This is a genomic window from Blautia sp. JLR.GB0024, from assembly GCF_037000545.1.
Lineage (GTDB): Bacteria > Bacillota > Clostridia > Lachnospirales > Lachnospiraceae > Blautia > Blautia celeris.
The window spans coordinates 331,540-348,898 of record NZ_JBANBF010000005.1; the positions used below are offsets into that span (position 1 = coordinate 331,540).

Annotated in this window: 13 protein-coding genes; 5 read left to right on the forward strand and 8 right to left on the reverse strand. The window is 46.4% G+C overall.

Going from position 1 to position 17,359, the window contains the following annotated elements:
* The first annotated feature begins 69 nt into the window (after nt 1–69).
* Nucleotides 70–1,350 carry a glycosyl hydrolase family 18 protein gene (locus V8Q34_RS14535; protein ID WP_103732484.1) on the forward strand — a complete coding sequence of 427 codons (1,281 nt, stop codon included), beginning with the start codon at nt 70–72 and terminating at the stop codon, nt 1,348–1,350.
* On the opposite strand, the gene V8Q34_RS14540 is transcribed toward V8Q34_RS14535, so the two are convergent.
* Nucleotides 1,336–1,575 (reverse strand): hypothetical protein, encoded by a 240-nt coding sequence (locus V8Q34_RS14540; RefSeq protein ID WP_052099066.1) that lies wholly within the window; start codon nt 1,573–1,575, stop codon nt 1,336–1,338. The two genes, V8Q34_RS14535 and V8Q34_RS14540, sit on opposite strands and share 15 nt — an antisense overlap.
* A 290-nt stretch (nt 1,576–1,865) precedes the next feature.
* The gene (locus V8Q34_RS14545; RefSeq protein WP_442893850.1) at nt 1,866–2,714 is read right to left on the reverse strand and encodes a tyrosine-type recombinase/integrase; all 849 of its coding nucleotides are present in this window, start codon (nt 2,712–2,714) and stop codon (nt 1,866–1,868) included.
* Nucleotides 2,715–2,939: 225 nt separating this feature from the next.
* On the opposite strand from V8Q34_RS14545, the gene V8Q34_RS14550 reads away from it, so the two are divergent.
* The 3 genes from V8Q34_RS14550 to V8Q34_RS14560 all read left to right on the forward strand — a co-directional run bounded on the left by V8Q34_RS14550 (nt 2,940) and on the right by V8Q34_RS14560 (nt 7,567).
* On the forward strand, nt 2,940–3,656 hold the full coding sequence (locus tag V8Q34_RS14550; protein WP_033139672.1) for a LytR/AlgR family response regulator transcription factor: 717 nt from the start codon (nt 2,940–2,942) through the stop codon (nt 3,654–3,656).
* Between the two features lie 9 nt (nt 3,657–3,665).
* Nucleotides 3,666–5,675, forward strand: coding sequence for a hypothetical protein (locus V8Q34_RS14555; protein WP_335835760.1), 2,010 nt, complete (start codon nt 3,666–3,668; stop codon nt 5,673–5,675).
* 248 nt (nt 5,676–5,923) lie between these two features.
* Nucleotides 5,924–7,567, forward strand: coding sequence for a GHKL domain-containing protein (locus V8Q34_RS14560; RefSeq protein WP_158587280.1), 1,644 nt, complete (start codon nt 5,924–5,926; stop codon nt 7,565–7,567).
* A 41-nt stretch (nt 7,568–7,608) separates the two neighbouring features.
* Here the strand turns inward: V8Q34_RS14560 and yicI are convergent, their stop codons facing one another.
* From yicI to V8Q34_RS14590, 6 genes are read right to left on the reverse strand one after another with little or no spacing between them, the layout of a single operon-like run.
* Nucleotides 7,609–9,861, reverse strand: a complete 2,253-nt coding sequence (yicI, locus tag V8Q34_RS14565) for an alpha-xylosidase (RefSeq protein ID WP_335835761.1) — start codon at nt 9,859–9,861, stop codon at nt 7,609–7,611.
* Between the two features lie 11 nt (nt 9,862–9,872).
* Nucleotides 9,873–10,991, reverse strand: a complete 1,119-nt coding sequence (locus V8Q34_RS14570; RefSeq protein ID WP_335835762.1) for an anaerobic sulfatase maturase — start codon at nt 10,989–10,991, stop codon at nt 9,873–9,875.
* A gap of 24 nt (nt 10,992–11,015) precedes the next feature.
* Nucleotides 11,016–12,821 (reverse strand): sulfatase, encoded by a 1,806-nt coding sequence (locus V8Q34_RS14575; RefSeq protein ID WP_103732912.1) that lies wholly within the window; start codon nt 12,819–12,821, stop codon nt 11,016–11,018.
* A gap of 14 nt (nt 12,822–12,835) precedes the next feature.
* Entirely contained in the window at nt 12,836–13,729 is an 894-nt protein-coding gene (locus tag V8Q34_RS14580; RefSeq protein WP_118593919.1) for a carbohydrate ABC transporter permease, read from the reverse strand.
* Nucleotides 13,716–14,609, reverse strand: coding sequence for a carbohydrate ABC transporter permease (locus V8Q34_RS14585; protein ID WP_225305200.1), 894 nt, complete (start codon nt 14,607–14,609; stop codon nt 13,716–13,718). The genes V8Q34_RS14580 and V8Q34_RS14585 overlap by 14 nt, the downstream gene beginning before the upstream one ends.
* A 12-nt stretch (nt 14,610–14,621) precedes the next feature.
* On the reverse strand, nt 14,622–15,890 hold the full coding sequence (locus V8Q34_RS14590) for an ABC transporter substrate-binding protein (protein WP_165392340.1): 1,269 nt from the start codon (nt 15,888–15,890) through the stop codon (nt 14,622–14,624).
* Nucleotides 15,891–16,305: 415 nt separating this feature from the next.
* Here V8Q34_RS14590 and V8Q34_RS14595 point away from each other — a divergent pair.
* A partial coding sequence (locus V8Q34_RS14595; RefSeq protein WP_335835763.1) for a LacI family DNA-binding transcriptional regulator occupies nt 16,306–17,359 on the forward strand: 1,054 nt, incomplete at its 3' end.

Genomic DNA, 17,359 nt, shown 5'->3' on the forward strand with positions numbered 1-17,359 from the left:
CCAATCCTTCTTTTATTAGAGTTAAACTTTTACGACCGTACACATAAACTAAAAGAAAAGGCCATTTTTATGAGTATACATGTTGTTTCCCAAGGCGAAACCATCGCCGACATCGCCGCAGAATACGGCGTATCCCCAAACCGTCTTTCCTTTGACAACCAGTTAAGCGAGCAGGACCATCTGGTGGCAGGCCAGGCTCTGCTTGTACTTCAGCCTGATGTGATCCACGAGACCGCCCGGGGAGAAACCATTCCCTCTATTGCAGCCCGGTATGGTGTCCATCCCCTGCAGATTGTGCGGAACAACCCCTTCCTCACCAGCCAGCCTTTTCTCAGACAAGGACAATATCTGGTCATCCTTTACCGGGGACAGTCTGACAGACCTCTGACGGCTGACGGATATGCTTATCCTTTTATCAATAAGAGGCTTCTGGGGGAGACGCTGCCCTACCTGGGATATCTGTCGATTTTCTCCTACGGTTTTACTGAATCCGGGGAACTGATCCCCATTGATGATGAGCCTCTTCTTGAGGCCGCAAGGGTATACGGAACAAAAAGTGTATTTGTGCTGACGCCTTTTTCGGAGGCAGGGACTTTTAACAGCAATCTTGTCACGGTCGCTGCTCAAAATATGGAGGTTCAGGAAAATCTTATAGATAATATACAGAGAACCGTACAGAGTAAGGGATATTCAGAAGTAGATGTGGATTTTGAATATATAAGGGCAGAGGACCGCCTTGCCCATGTGGAATTTGTCCGCAGACTGACACAGAGAATGAACGCCATCGGCATTACCGTCTCCGTGGCCCTGGCCCCGAAAGTATCCGCAGATCAGCCGGGGCTGCTATATGAAGGAGTGGATTACAGGCTTCTGGGGGAAGCTGCCAACTCGGTACTGCTTATGACGTATGAATGGGGATACACCTACGGGCCGCCTATGGCCGTAGCTCCTATTCCATCTGTGAGACGTGTCCTTGAATACGCGGTGACAGAGATCCCTCCGGAGAAGATATCTATGGGCATACCAAATTACGGATATGACTGGCCTCTGCCCTTTGTCCGGGGCGAGACAGCCGCCGTGAGCATTGGCAACCAGGAAGCCGTGGCTATTGCTGCCGCCAACAACACGGTCATACAGTACGACGAAGTCTCGCAGGCACCGTTTTTTGAATATGAGGCCCAGGGCATATCCCATATTGTATGGTTCGAGGACGCGCGCAGCATCCTCGCCAAATTCCAACTGGTAAAGGAGTTCGGATTTCCCAGAGTGGATTACTGGCAGCTCATGCGTCCGTTCCGTCAAAACTGGCTGCTTCTCTGCACGGAATTCTCGCTGTCAAACCCGGCTTAAACAATTGCAGAGATACCGGCGGGCCGCCTGGGCAGATTGGAAGTACGGTGTTTTTCCCCCCAGAATATATCCGGCAGCCTCCTCCCACTCTTTCAGTGAGTATTCTTCTGAAGATATTCCGCATACGGCATCATAGATCTTCCCCCTGCTGATATAGCCGTGCAGATCCGACAGCATTGCTGTTCCGCTTTCCCTTGCCAGTCTGTCCAGTAAATTCTCCTTCACGCCCCGCACCTCCTCTGTCTTTCTTCATAAAAACCACATAATGGTGGTTATGTGGTCACAAATCTGAAATCCAGACTTCTGTGCCTCCCGCTAAAGATAACAATCATGAAAAAAGACACAGGAAATAAACCGGCGCTGTCGCAGAGATGCCTCCGGTTTATTCGCTGTGTCTTTTCTCATCTTACCCCGTATAAAATATTGTATTTTAAACGGAAGCATGATAAAATTGCTATGTATTCAAGTTGAAATCATAAGTTCATTTGACCACATAACCACCATTATGTGGTTTTCTATATTCTAAGCACTACAAGCCCCATCCTGTCCACCTGTTTCGCATGTTCTACCCCGCTTTCCATTGTATAAATACGGGTGGTTGTCACACTGGAATGCCCCAAAAGGTCCGCAAGCCTGGACAGATCCTTTTCCATGCGGTAATAGGTTCTTGCAAACAAGTGCCGCAGGTTATGGGGAAATACCTTCTCCGGCTTTACACCGGCACTGCAGCACAGCCTTTTCATGTCTCTCCAGATATTGGAACGGTCCAAAGGCTTTCTGTTTTTTGTACAGAACACAATCCCCTCTTTGATCTCATGTTCCCGGCAGTATTCCTGCAGGGCGCGGCTTAATGCACCGGGCAGAAAAACCGTACGTTTCTTTCCTTTGCAGTCCACCACAGTCCGCCCGGTCCTGGCTGTTTCCAGCGTGATAAACTGCAGCTCCGAAACACGGATGCCCGTGGCACAGATTGTCTGCAGAATAAGGGCCAGACGGCAGTTCTGCTTTTCCTCGGCTGCTTTTACCAGACGGATGTACTCCTCCTTTGACAGCTCTTTCTCCGGTTTCGTAAATATCTCCCTCTGTATTTTCAGCGGTTTTACTCTGTACTGGGGATAACCGGCCCATTCCAGGAACCCATTCACTGCCGCCAGCATGGAATTTACACTGGCAGGAAGATACGTCTGTGTCAGCTTTTCTTTCCAGCACACCAGGCTCTCCTTTGTCACCGCTTCCCCCTGAAGAAAAATAAAGTAGGATTTCAGGTCACGCATATACTTTGTGATGGTATTTCTGCTTCTCTCTTCTTCCACCAGATAATTCTCATAGTCCCTCACAAGACCTGTTTTATCCAGCCTCAACATACCCGGTACATTTCCATACTCCATGATTTACCAACCTTTCTGTCACATTCCAAACCTTGCGTCAATATCTGTCACCTGTTATTGTACCGAACATCTGGTATATATATACATTTAATTTTTCTCCAAATGGCGCACGAATTCGATATTTGTTGTTGAAATGGTAAACGCAGCGAGATGATTACATGGTATAATAATAGTGGAAATTTATGTCTGGAGGTGTAGCACTTGAAAATTGCAATTGTAGATGACCAAAAAAAGGACCGGGAGGAGTTAACGGAAACTCTGATTCCCTATTTACATACATTAGATTTTGAAACAGAATTGTGCGAGTACGAAAGTGCCGAAGCGTTCCTGGCAGATTTTGAGAAGGATGAATTTGACATATGTTTTATGGACATTTACCTGAAGGGAATGGATGGAATGACTGCAGCCAGATTCATCGCCCGCAAAGATCCTAACTGTTTTATCATTTTCCTCACAACCAGTCCTGACTACATGGCTGAAGGATATGATGTGAGGGCATGGAGATATATTGTAAAACCCCTGCACAAGGATGCCGTCAGAAAAATACTGGAACCATGCATAGAACAAGTTGTGCTTTCCCGGCGCTACCTTCACGTAAAATCAGACAGACAGGAGCTGGACATTCCCTATTCCAAAATTTATTATATTATCACTTCATGCAGAAACACGATCATTCATCTGAATGATATTCAGATCACAGTCTCATCCAGAACCTCATTTTCCGAGCTCACGGAGCCGCTGCTGAAAGACTATCGTTTCTTTTGCTGCAACAGGGGGATTCTGGTCAATCTTTCAAAAATAAAAAGTATGGACAAAGATACCCTCATCCTTATGAACGGAGAGCAGATACCTGTGAGCAGAAACAAAATCAGAGATACAAAATCCGCATATCTCCAGGTAGCCTTTGAACATATATAGGAGATACCTATGAAAAAAAAATATTTCTCTCTTCTCACATATATTTTGTTTCTGACCGTCGTTTTCATTAACCCGGTACAGGCTGAACCCGCTGATATTGTACTGTATTCTTTTGACCCTCAGGACGATTATGACTGCTTCATGGAATATTCCTGCTATGCAGGCGAAGATATGTCCTACATAACGGAAGAACTCTCAAATCTCAAAGTAAATGCCTGTACAAAAAATCCATTCTCTGCTTCTCCGGATACTGTATATTATCTGCAGGCAGACTGGTCTATAGAAGGACAGGCACAGACAGACACAGAATATGATAATATCCACTTTACACTAAGCAGCACACCCGGCAGGTATGAAATAACAGGGAAAGTTATCATTCCCCGTGGTTTCCGGCTTGCGGAAGACTTACAGCCGCCCACGGTCCGGGTTTACATCAACGTTCTGGCTGAAGAGGAAAAGAAGGAGATCACCAATCTGAACATATCATCCAACCTCACCGAGATACTGCATCCGGAAATTGTATATAAGGATAACGAAAATTATATGGATGATCTCTCTTCTTCGTTTTACAGTGATTGGATTGGCACTACATCTGATTTATCGCAGTTTGCCCTTCTGGATATAAACTGGGATTTCAGTTCAGTGGATATCAGCCATGAAGGAACTTACGAAGCCCGTCTGACCTTATCCATCAATGAGGAATTTGAAAACAGGTTTTATATCGCGGACGAAAATGCCTGCTATACCAAGACTATATATGTATCTGATGCAGAAAGCTGGAATTTTTATGTTACCATAATCAGTCCTGAATTTTTTTCCGCCGAACTTTCCAGAACCCCGGCTGTATGGTATGACCTGGAAGTCTACTGCCTCCAAAGCGAGAAACCGCTTGATAAAAACGCTGTCCGTTACAGTGAGTTTTCACTCTGTGACACCCCCGAATTTATAAGGTTAACTCCGGGCTATATCTCTTTTAAACGCAGCCAGATTGATCTGAATACATATTATTATTTTTTCTTTAAGGCAGAAGGGGAATACAGCAATGTTATATGCATTCTGGATAACGGAACGAATCAGGTATTCTCTACTATGGAAGGCAACCGGGACGGCGGCGACTCTGCAGAGAGGCCGGATACCCCTGAAATTAATCAGCCTGTGCCTGACCCACCCGATACAGAGAATCTCCCTCAGTCACAGCCGGATACGGACATTCCCCCTCAGTCACAGCCGGATACGGACGGCACTCCTCAGCCACAGCCGGATACAGACACTCCTCCTCAGCCACAGCCGGATACGGGCACTCCTCCACAGCCGGATACGGACATTCCCATTCCGGACAGGCAGACAGATACCAGCGGCAGTGAGGATGGAACAGAACCGGATGATTCCTCATCAAATGGCAGCAAAGTACAGCCGGTCAAAGACAAAACGGCCCCTGCAGACAGAATGGCCGAATCGAAGAGCACCCAACAAAACACAGGCTCTGACTCCCCTTCAGAAAAAGCGGGAAAAGGCATAACCGGGATCTCAGGGACAAGATTGTCCTATCTGTATCAGGAATACGGGGATTACATTCCATTTTCAGCCCAAAATATAACAGTAAAAATCCCTTCCTCATTTTTAAAGGGATTAGATATGAAGGACTCTGATATCCTTACCGTAGACATCCAAAAATCGGATGACCTGTCCTTTCGACTGCGTATACTGGTAAACAGCAGGGAAGTATTTCCCCATACCGACATGAAGGTTACCGTACGGATCGGCAGCAGTCAGATGCCTGATACCCTGTTTTTTGAGGGAAAAGAAACCGATATTGAGATAACGGAAGTAAACGGTTACGCATCTTTTGAAATACAGACCTCCGGTTTCTACGAGTTAAAATATCAGGACGATCCCTCATTAAAGTGTCCTAAAAAAAGAAAGGCAGTTCCCGCCGTCATACTGCTGGTATCCGCCATAGTTATACTATCCGTTTATTTTCTGCATTCCAAAAGAAAGCAGGTGAAAAACAGAATATGAAGCTGCGCAAAAATCTAATACGTACTATTTCAGCCTTTTCCCTCAGTGTCATTTGTTTCTTTCTGTTCCTTTTCTTTCTCTATGAAAAGGACAATAAATATACAGACAGTTGTCTGCAGCCAATCAGCGGCATACTCTGTCCAGATGAGGAATCCCTGGAAAAAGACATCTTTTATCTCACAAATCAGTGGCAGTTTTATCCTGACGCGAGCCTGACACCCCGGGACTTTAAGCAGGGATTGCCTGATATGCCGATGGAATTTATCACAATAGGAAAATACAATGATTTTTCTCTGGGAGACAGGGACAGGTCACCATACGGGAGAGCCACATACCGGATGTCAGTGGAGCTTCCTCAGAAAAGCAGGGTATACTCCCTGTATCTGCCGGAAATCTTTTCCTCCTATCGGCTGTATGTCAACGGTACATTGCTTACTTCCATGGGAAACCCGGATTCAAAAGACAGAAAAACAGGAATACAATCCGTCTCCTTTTCTGCCCGGGGTTCTGTTGAAATACTGATTCAGGCTGCCAATTTCAGCCACTACTACAGCGGTATGACATACCCGCCCATTTTCGGACTGGAAAAGAATATATGGCGATATCAGTATACCCGGCTGTTCCTGCACAACGTAGTTATAATTCTTGTCTTTCTGCTGTGCCTGTTTTCTGCGTATTTCTTCCTGAAACTGCGGGACAAGAGAGCAGGGACTTTCTCTCTGATGGCTCTGTTGGTGACCGTTTACATTTCCTACCCGGTCTTCTATACATTTTTCAGCCCGGGCAATACTGTGTGGTACGGGCTGGAGCTGTTCACTACATATGCCATATATTTTTTATATGTCTATCTGCAGAATACTTTTTTAAACTGCCAGGCAAGGGGATATCGGATTTTCTCTGTGTTTCTGCTGCTGTTCAGCGCAACAGCCTTTCTATACGGCACATTTGGAAGCGCATTGCCTGCCGTACATGCTGCTTTCCCCTATGCTGTAACTGCTGTAAAGATTCTTGTATCTCTCTATCTGGCAGCTAATGTAGTGTATGCCGCAGTCTGTGGGGAGAATTTCTCTTTCTTTGTCCCTGCCCTGACCGGAATCGTATGCGTCTCCCTCTGGGCTGACCGCATTTTCCCTCTGTATGAGCCAAAATACGGAGGATTCTTTCCGGAATACTGCAGTCTGGCTGCCGTCACAGCCGGCGCCTTTTTCCTGTGGTCACAGCTCGCAGACGCTTACAGGCTGAATCATTTTTACGAAGAAGAAAGAAAGCGCCTGTCAACACAGGTGGCAGTGCAGAAGGCACACTACGGTGAACTGACCGAAAAGATAGAGGAATCTGCCAGGCAGAGACATGATATGCGCCACCATATGCTCACTCTGTATCAGTTTCTGGAAAAAGGCGAGGCGGAACAGGCCATGCATTATCTGGCAGGCTGCGATATCAACCAGGCAGCAGCAAACAGGGTAACCTACTGCAAAAATCCCATTGCCGATGCCCTGCTGCAGTATTATAAAAACATGTGCAGCCAAAATCACATTGCCTTTCTGGTCACCCTGGAAATGCCCCAGGACCTTCCCATTGAGGATATTGATATCTCAATTCTCTTTGGCAACCTTCTGGAAAACGCCTACGAATCCTGCCAGGAGTACCAGGGCGAACATCCGTTTATAAAAATAAGGGGAAAATACGGGGAGAACGGATTCCTTGTACGTTTTGAAAATACATTTTCTAATCCGCTAAAGGAAACGAATGGAAAGTTTTATTCAACAAAACATAACGGACCGGGAATCGGAACAGAATCGGTAAAGAAAGTAGTACAGCAGTACCAGGGGACTGTGGAGTTTGCTAGGGAGGGGCATGTCTTTCAGGTCTCCATCATACTGCCCATTTAAAAGAAGCAGACGGCCATTATTTCACAGGCCGCCTGCTTCAGTCACTCAACGATAACCGTCAGTTCATCATCTCCAAGGACTTCCCAGGTAAAGTTCTCATTTCTTCCTTCCACTCTGAGTTTAATGGCAGCGCCTGTCCTCTCCGCTCTTACTTCCATGACTGTACATCCTCTAACATCTGTAACAGAGGCCTCCGCCTTACTTCCCTCATCCGGAAAGTACAGAAGCAGGTTTACACCGTCTGCATAGTCGTAATCCGGCCTGTCACAGTTTCCACCCGCCGGAATAATACTGCCGGGACGTACAAGAAGGGGAAGGGTAAAGTAATCATGGCTTTCTTTCTGCCAGCCGCCGCCTGTCAGAGTCTTCCCTGTCAGTATATTTATCCAATTCCCTTTCGGAAGATAATATTCAACTTCCCCGGATTCCCTGAACACAGGTGCAACAAGAAGCGAGTCGCCCAGCATATACTGCTTATCCAGTGTTTCACAGCAGCGGTCCTCCGGAAATTCCAGGAACATCGGCCTCATCAAAGGGATTCCTTCCTCATGGGTTTTTACCGCCTGACTGTAAAGGTAGGGCATCAGCGCACATTTTAACTTAACAAATCTGCGCAGCACATCACACGCCTCCTGGTCAAACACCCAGGGAACCCGGTATGAGGAGGAACCGTGCAGACGGCTGTGTGTGCTCAAGAGTCCAAACTGGCACCAGCGCTTGTATATATCAGCGGAAGCTGTGTTTTCAAATCCGCTTATATCGTGGCTCCAGAATCCAAAACCGGCACACGCAAGGGAAAGGCCGCTGCGGATGGTCTCTGCCATGGACGGATATGACGCGGAACAGTCACCGCCCCAGTGTACAGGGAATTTCTGGCCTCCCACTGTAGCTGAACGGGCAAAAAGAACGGCCTCGCCCTCTCCTCTTTCCCTTACCAGCAGCTCAAATACTGCCCTGTTATATAAATAAGTATAATAATTATGCATTTTTACGGGATCTGAGCCGTCATGGTATACAATATCCCTGACCGGTATGCGCTCACCAAAATCCGTCTTAAAACAATCCACTCCCATGTCCAGCAGTTTCTTCAGTTTGCCCTGATACCAAGCCGCTGCGTCCGGATTGGTAAAATCCACAATTCCCATACCTGCCTGCCACATATCCGTCTGCCATACATCACCGTTCTTCTTTTTCAGAAGATATCCCTCCTTCATAGCCTCCTCAAACAGGGGGGATTTCTGGCCGATATAGGGGTTGATCCAGACACATATTCTGAGCCCTCTCTCATGGTACCGCTTAAGCATACCCTCCGGGTCCGGAAATGCAGCCGGATCCCAGGTGAAATTACACCATTCATAAGCCTCCATCCAGTAACAGTCAAAATGGAACACATGAAGGGGAATATCCCTGTCAGCCATTCCCTGTATAAAACTGCCGGTTGTCCCCTCATCATAATCTGTTGTAAAAGAGGTGGTAAGCCAGAGGCCAAAAGACCAGGCCGGAGGAAGTGCAGGTCTTCCCGTCAGTTTCGTGTACAGTACCACCGTTCCTTTGGGGGTATGCCCGTTCACGATGTAATAAGCAAGCCGCTCGCCTTCCACGGAAAATTGTACTCTCTCCACCTTTTCACTTGCAATTTCATACGAGGCATCCCCCTCCTCGTCAAGAAGTACTCCATACCCCTTATTCGACAGATAAAAAGGGATATTCTTATAGGTGATCTCACTGGCTGTTCCGCCGTCCTCATTCCACATCTCTACACTCTGCCCGTTTTTTACAAACGGCGTAAATCGTTCTCCCAATCCGTAAATATATTCATCTACATCAAGGGCAAGCTGTTCAACCATATATACTCTGCCGTTGTTTTCATTCTTCATGTATGCCATATTTCTGAATCCTGTATTCGTCAGCTCCCTGTCACCGTCCAGAAAACGGATTCCCCAGGATTTCGGCCTTTTGTCTACAACAGCCCTGGTCCTGCCGCTTTGAAAACTTATGATATTCTCATCTTCCTCTATCACTACACGAGGAGCACACTGGACAGTTTCAGCAGATGGCCCTCTTGAGACCGTCCCCTCAAAGTGAGTAACCGAAACTTTTATGATATTCTCTGCAGGGCTTGTCAGACGAATGGTGAGAAGCCCCTGATTCAGACAGTCACCTCTGTCAGCAATGTGTCTGCCCGGAGCATAGATGACCAGTTCCCCATTCTTTACTTTATGTGAGGAATATTCTGCCGCGTAAAGCGGCGTGATTCCTTTTTTTACACACCAGTATCCGTCCGTAAATTTCATTTTCCGTCTCCTTAATTTCCGAATGACAGTTCCTCTGCGATTCTGCACAGTCTGTCATAACATCTGTCAAAAAACATCTGATAAGATTTGCAAAAGCAGTTCACAGCCTGTCCCTGTTCCTCCTCCACACGGTTTCTGCGGCAGCCGCCCCGGCACACAAAATAGTACCGGCAGTTTTTACACCGTGCAGTTTGATTGCGGGAATTCTCCACAAACCCGGATACTGCTCTTTTTTCGTATATTTCCGCAAAGGAATTTTGATTGAGATTTCCAATGCCGTATCCATCCAGTACATAAAAATCACAGGGATATACGCTGCCGTCCGCCTCCACCACATTCTGCAGACCACAGACGCCGTTCTGTTCACATGCATCAGGATAGCTTCCCATTAATATAGCAATATAGTTTTCAAACTGACGTATATACGGTTGTCTTCCCTTTCGGTAATCCATATACCACAGCTCAAATAAATCTATCAGAAACCTGCCGTACACTTCAGGTTCCAGTCCAAATTCACCGCCTCGTCCGTCATTTTCCAGGGAGTCCAGACATGCGATATACTGCTGGTAAGAAAAGCCCCATTTCCTGTACTGCTCATAAATCCTGGAGATTCTGGGCGCTGTTTTTTTGTTGACTACAGTCAGGACATTAAACTCCACATGATATGCCTTCAGCATCTGCGCTGCCTCAAATACTTTTGAAAATGTACCGTTTCCGTCTTTATCCCTTCTGCAGGAATCATGTGTGCATCGGATTCCGTCTATGGAAAGCCCTACAAGAAAATGGTTTTCATGGAGGAAACGGCACCAGGATTCATCCAGAACATATCCGTTGGTCTGCAGCGCGTTCTGAATCACCAAAGAATGCCTGTTATATTTTTTCTCAAGCCTTATCACATTTTCAAAAAATCCAAGACCGGCAAGCGTCGGTTCTCCGCCCTGAAAGGCAAAGGTACATTGCCCTTCCGCGAATTCCAGTGATTTTCTGATCACATTTTCCAGGGTCTCTGGGGACATGAGCCCCAGATTCCCTTTCTCCCTGTGATTTACTTCATCCGTATAGAAGCAGTAGGTACATCTCATGTTACACAAACCTGACGCAGGCTTTATCATCACATTTAACGCAGGCACTTTTCTTTTCCCTCGCATTCACTCTTAATTTAAACGGTACGCCATCTCCATGGTGAAGCGGGCGCTTTCCCTGTCTGTTTCAGGGATTACAGTATCTATAAAACGTTCTATCACATTTCTGTCAATGGAGCGGATACCTCCTGCACTGCAGAATTCTTTGAACTGTTTTACCAGTTCCTCTTCCTTCATATAAGGTGAGGCTACATTTTTCAAAGCCGAGAACTGCCATTTTGCAGGTTCTTCCCACTGATACTCCTCCAGCCCGCTCACGGGGTCGTAGGTTTCCTTCTCTTTTCTCATCTCAAGGACCATCTCTGCGGTGACACACTCCTCAACCGGAAATCCCATGCGGCAAAACTGTTCCTTCGGTGCATCATTCTCCTTCATAAGCCGTATCATCGCATTTATCAGCTCTGCCTCTTTATCCGGGTCATCCAGAGGATGCTTCTGTTCGGGATCATTTTCCAGATCAAACAAAAGGTCTCCGTACCGGAAGCAGGATGCCACCGCTCCCCATTCCTCAGAGGACGGAATCTCCAGAACCGGACAGCCTTTTGTAAAGGAGAATGGCTGTCTCAGCTTCATACCCTGCAGTTTCTCCGGTGCCATTCTGGAACGCATGACAGTGGGCATAAGTGTGTATTCCGCCAACGGCTGATTTTCCTTTTTTGCCGGCCCCCTCATGTAAATATACCTGCCGTCAGTGATGTTGATCATTGACCCAAAGAGGCCGAATATTCCGTATTTCCTTACAGGTTTATCCGTTTTGATCACATCTCTTAATGCAGAGCCCTGCATATCCTTTGGAATATCGGTTTGGAAATAATCCAGAAGTGTTGGGGCCAGATCAATATTCTGCACAAGAGACTGCCTGCGTTCTCCTTTCACACCGCTTCTTGGGTCCCATATGAAAAGAGGCGTCCTGGCCATCTCATTGTATAGAGGCATAACCCCCTTTGCCCACCAAAGATGTTCGCCCAACATAAACCCATGGTCTGTATTCACGATCAGCATGGTGTCATCCCACATCTCATATTCATCCATCAGATCAAGGACCAGGCCCAGATAATGGTCACACATACTCAGAAGCGCCCGATATTTATTGCGTACACCGGATACCACCTCTTTACTTTCTGTGACAGGACCGTAGGGTGGCCAGTCAAGAGGACACAGCTCCTCCCCCTCCATCCTGTAAAGTTCCTGATACTCTTCGGGCGAGAAGAAAGGTTCATGCGGGTCAAAGGTTTCAATCTGCAGAAACCAGTTGTCACAATCCTGATTCTCCCTGATAAATGCAAGGCCGTTTGAGAAGGTCTTCGCCTGCGGGAAATCCTTTTCTTCCTTTATATGTCTGCGGTTTGCACAGTCCTGACGCCTCATGTTATTTCCAATGGGATCTCTTGGAAACGGCCCGAAAGACCCCGGGTGATCCTCTGCCCGCACTTTCAAGTCAGCTTTCCATGGATCTCCCTCCTGGCCTCTTGAGCACTCCCAGGAATTATAACGTGTGTGGTAAGTAGCACCGCCATCCTCCCAGTAGTGCTGATGGTCTGATACCAGGTGGGTATAGATACCGTTTTTCTTCAGTATCTCCGGCATAGAATCATCAAAGGGTTCCAGAGGACACCATCCTCTGTGAAGAAAATTCAGTCTGCCTGTATGCAGTTCCCGTCTGGCCGGCATACACGGCAGGCTGCCCACATAGGAATTGTCAAATGTCACACACTTTTCCCCAAGGCGGCGGAAATTAGGCATCTTCGTCAGTTCATTGCCGTAATTGGGAAGGAAATGACGGTTCAGAGAATCGTACATCACCATAATTGCTTTCATAATTCAGTCTCCTCTCAGTTCTTCATTCCGGATGATACGATTCCCTGCACAAAGTATTTCTGCGCGCAGGCATATACGATCACCATAGGTATTACTGTGATAATGGTAGCTGCCATCAGGTAGTTGTAATGGGTCATGGAACTGCCCCGGAACATCTGCAGCCCAAGCTGCACAGTCTTCATCTTCTCAGACTGGGTCATAATAAGCGGATAGAAAAAATCATTCCATGTGGCAACAGACTTCAGGATCGTCAGTGTTGCCAGTATAGTCTTGGAAAGAGGCAGGTAAATAACAAAATATGTCTTTATCACACCGCATCCGTCTATCCTGGCCGCATCGTCCAGAGATGTGGGGAATGTAGAGTAAAACTGTCTGCACAGAAAAATACCGAATGCCCCTGCCAAAAACGGCACGATCAGGGAACCATAAGTATCAAGAAGACCTGTCCCGCCCTGACCCAGAATGTTATTGCCTCCGAAAAGCGGAGCGGAGCGCATCATGACATACTGAGGTATGATAATGGACTGGGGAGAGACCATCATTCCCAGCAGAACACTCATAAACAAGAATTCCCTGCCCTTAAACTTCAGCCTTGCAAACGCATACCCTGCCATTGAGTTAAAGATCAGACTTCCCACCACAGTAACCGCGGTTATGAACAGGCTGTTCTTGAAATACTGGAACCAGTCCCCCATGGCAAATGCCTGCCGGAAGCTTTCAATATTGCCGAAACTCTCGGGAAGCCATTTGAAGCTTGCCATGGAAATCTCAGGATCTGTCTTAAATGCTGTCAGCACTGTAAAAATAATAGGCACCAGCGTGATGAGAACCCAAATGATCAAAACAGCATAGCTGATTCCTTTCACCAGATTTTCCTTTTTCTTTTTTCCCATATCAGCCAAGGTCATTCTCGTCACCTCCACCAAATCTCATATTAATCAGAGTGATCGCAAAGATTATCACCATAAGCACCACAGCCTGCGCGGAGGCATAACCCATTTTATAGTATTCAAAACCGTTTCTGTATATCTGATGTGCAATTGTCGTTGTGGAGTTCATAGGGCCTCCGTTTGTCACGATCAACACCTGTCCAAAGACCTGGAAAGAGTTGATGCACGCCATGACGAACACAAAAAAGGTCGTGGGCTTTAACATGGGAATTGTCACATGAATAAACTTTTCCCATGCAGTGGCCCCGTCAATGCTGGCAGCTTCATACAGGTAATCCGGTATGCCCTGCAGCCCGGACAGGAACAGGATCATGTTGTATCCGGTGGTGCTCCAAATACTCATAATGGCTATGGAGATCATTGCCATGGAAGCACTGCTGATCCACGGCACAGCCTGCATTCCAAGGTCTTTCAGTACCTTATTGAGAATACCTGAGGTGGTATCGTACAGATACAGCCAGGCCATGGATACCGCTACCATGGAAAAGATATTGGGCAGATAGAAAAGCGTCCGCAGAAATCCTTTTCCTTTTAATTTCTGGTTCAGGAACATTGCCAGCGCAAGTCCCAGCAGCATAGCCGGGACAATCGCAAGCAAACAGTAAAACAGGGTATTTCCAACACTTTTTATAAAAATAGGGTCTTTTGTAAGCTGAATATAATTGCTGATTCCTACAAAATGGGCTTTGCTTAGGTTATAGTCTGTAAAAGACATGGCAATGGTCCAGATAACTGGAATCAGAACAAAAAACAGGTATATGAGATAACTGGGAGCGATCAGCAGATACGCCGCATTCTGCTGTTCCAGCTTTCCCCTCTTCTTTCCGATCCTCTTCATAATCATAGCCTCCTATTTACCGGCCTCCACAACTGCGTTCCACTGCGCTGCACTGTCCTTCAAAGCTGCCGCCGCATCTGTACCGTTAAACACGGATTCCATTGCCGGACCTATGTTAGACTGCGCCTCACCGAAATTGGGATGCATGGGTTTTCCGTAAGAAAATGATTTATCATATGAATATACAATATTCTCATAGTCCGGATTAATCTTAATATAATCCTCATTTAAGGACTTTCTTCCTGAATAGTGGCCTGCAATCTCAGCAAACTGTTTCAGGGATTCCTTTGAGAACATATGAAGGAGCATGTCTGCCGCCACATCGGGGTTTTTGGAGTTCGCATTTGCTGCCAGATAATCTCCGATCAGCAGTGTAGGCATTTCATTCTTTATACAGCCTATCTGTCCCGGGAAAGCACTGTCGTCTGTCACATATCCCTGGTTAGCATCAATCGCCATGGCTGCCACACCTGATGCCACACCTGTCGTACCTGCCGCGGCGTCCTGGAAGCATACATTTCCCGACTCATAAAGTTTGTTCATATACTCCATTGCCTGTATGCCCGCATCCTGGTCATAAACTGCCAGATAATCATCATCCCACAGCGCCGGTTCATCTGTAAACATTCCCATATAGGTAAAGAGCTCCTGTACTTCATCCGGGTCAATCTCCAAACCATAGGTCACAACATTGCCGCTGTCATCCCTGACTGTCATCTTTTCAACCAGTTTTTCAAAATCTTCGGGACTCTTAATATTAAGCTCCTCCTCTGTAACACCGTTCTGCTCAGCGATATCTTTTCTGTAGAAAACGGTTCTGTTGGACGGTTTGAATAAAGCATAGTAATCACCGTCGCGCTGACAGATCTCCAGGATATTTTCATAAAAATCGTCGTATCCGTCCCAGTCCTCCGGAAGATATTCACTCAGGTTCAGAAGGTTTCCCGCTCTCTGTACAGAACCGATCTGTCCGTATCCCAGCATAAAAATATCAGGACCGCTGGCGCCTGCAAGGCCTGTATTCAGCTTTGTAAAGTAATCGCTCCATGGTATGTAAGTGAGCTGATAGTCCACATCTGCGTTCTCCTCACAGTATGCATCCAGAACTGTTTTGTATGCCTTGTCTGCATCGGCATCACCACTGCCTGCAATCCAGATATTCATGACTGTTTTTTCTGTCTCTTTCCCACCTTCGGTTTTTGCTTTGTCAGAACCCCCCTGACATCCGGTACACAGCATCATGGCAGCCATTCCCAATGCGATCAAACTTTTTTTCTTCATACTAATTTCCTCTCCATTTACCATTATTTGGTTAAGCGCTTTCTCATTTAAATTTTATTAATATTTTTATATATGGCAGCAACTTCACAAGATTTCCCCTGTTTCATGTGGCAATTTATTCCTTTTATCCACGAATCGTTGTAAAGAACACTGTCTTCGCTTTAGGTTAAGCGCTTTCTCATGGTGTTACCATACATCAATTTAGACAATTAGTCAATATATTCTTTTTATATTTTATTTTTTTATAATTTATGCACAAATACAGATATTGTTTTTTGTTAATAATGTTTTGATTCTTTTGCGTAACCGTTTACACAATTTTATTGACAAATAAGGCTTTCTCATTTAAAGTAATACTAACAAGATTTAACTGCCCGTGCCGCGGGCGGGGCATCAAAAGGAAAAGGATAAAAATATGGAATCTCAAAAAAACATAACGATATATGATATAGCACAGGCAACGAATCTGTCTATCGCTACCATTTCCAGGATCATTAATAAAAAGGGCCGTTATTCGGCAGAGACGGAGTCCAGGGTTATCAAGGCCATGGAGGAATTAGGCTATACCCCCAGCGCCAGCGCGCAGAGCCTGGCCTCCAACCAGACACATACCATCGGACTGGTTCTGCCGTTTTGGAGCATACAGCAACCAAATGATGACTTTACCATTCAGTTTCTGAGCGGCGCCACGATTGCAGCCAATCACCTGAAATACGACCTTCTGCTGGACAACCGCTCTTTTGTTCCGTCAGCCTCTACCAGCCAGATCATAAAACGCCGGAGGGTTGATGGCTTTATCTTTGCGTCAGTGGGAAACAGTTATCAGCACTTCATGGCAGAACTCATCGCTGCTGACTTCCCAACCATTTACACCGGAGTGCAGCTCCCCTTTGACAGGAACGGCAACAATGTCTACGGCGGACATGAAATATACAAACAGGATTTCCTGGAAATCTGTTATCAGAAAGGCTACCGCAACACAGCGCTGTTCACCAGCTACATGCAGGCACAGGAACTGCAGATGGTGGAGATCAGCCGGCAGATTGTGGAGGATTTCCGGCTGAAGAAGGGGCTTACTCAGGAGCAGTGCCGCTTTATCATGTATGATTATTACAATCCCAAAAGCTTCCAGTATGCGCTGGAAGAACTACTGACTCAGAAAAACCCTGTGGAGGCAATCTATCTGGATCAATTCCCCACCTGCAGCCAGGCCTATAGTATTATAAAAGCCATGGGGCTGCGCATCCCTGAAGACGTGGCTGTGGTGGCAACCAGCCACTACTCACGGGGAGGAGAAGAATTCTCTCCAAAACTGACCACTACCTATGTACATTCCTATGAAATGGGATACCGGGCAGTGGAACTGCTGGTCAACAAAATAGAAAAGAAGGGACTGGAGATCGAACACGATGTCCCCTACTCTTTCCTGTACAGGGAGAGCTTTTCCCCGTCGAAAAAGACCCAGAATC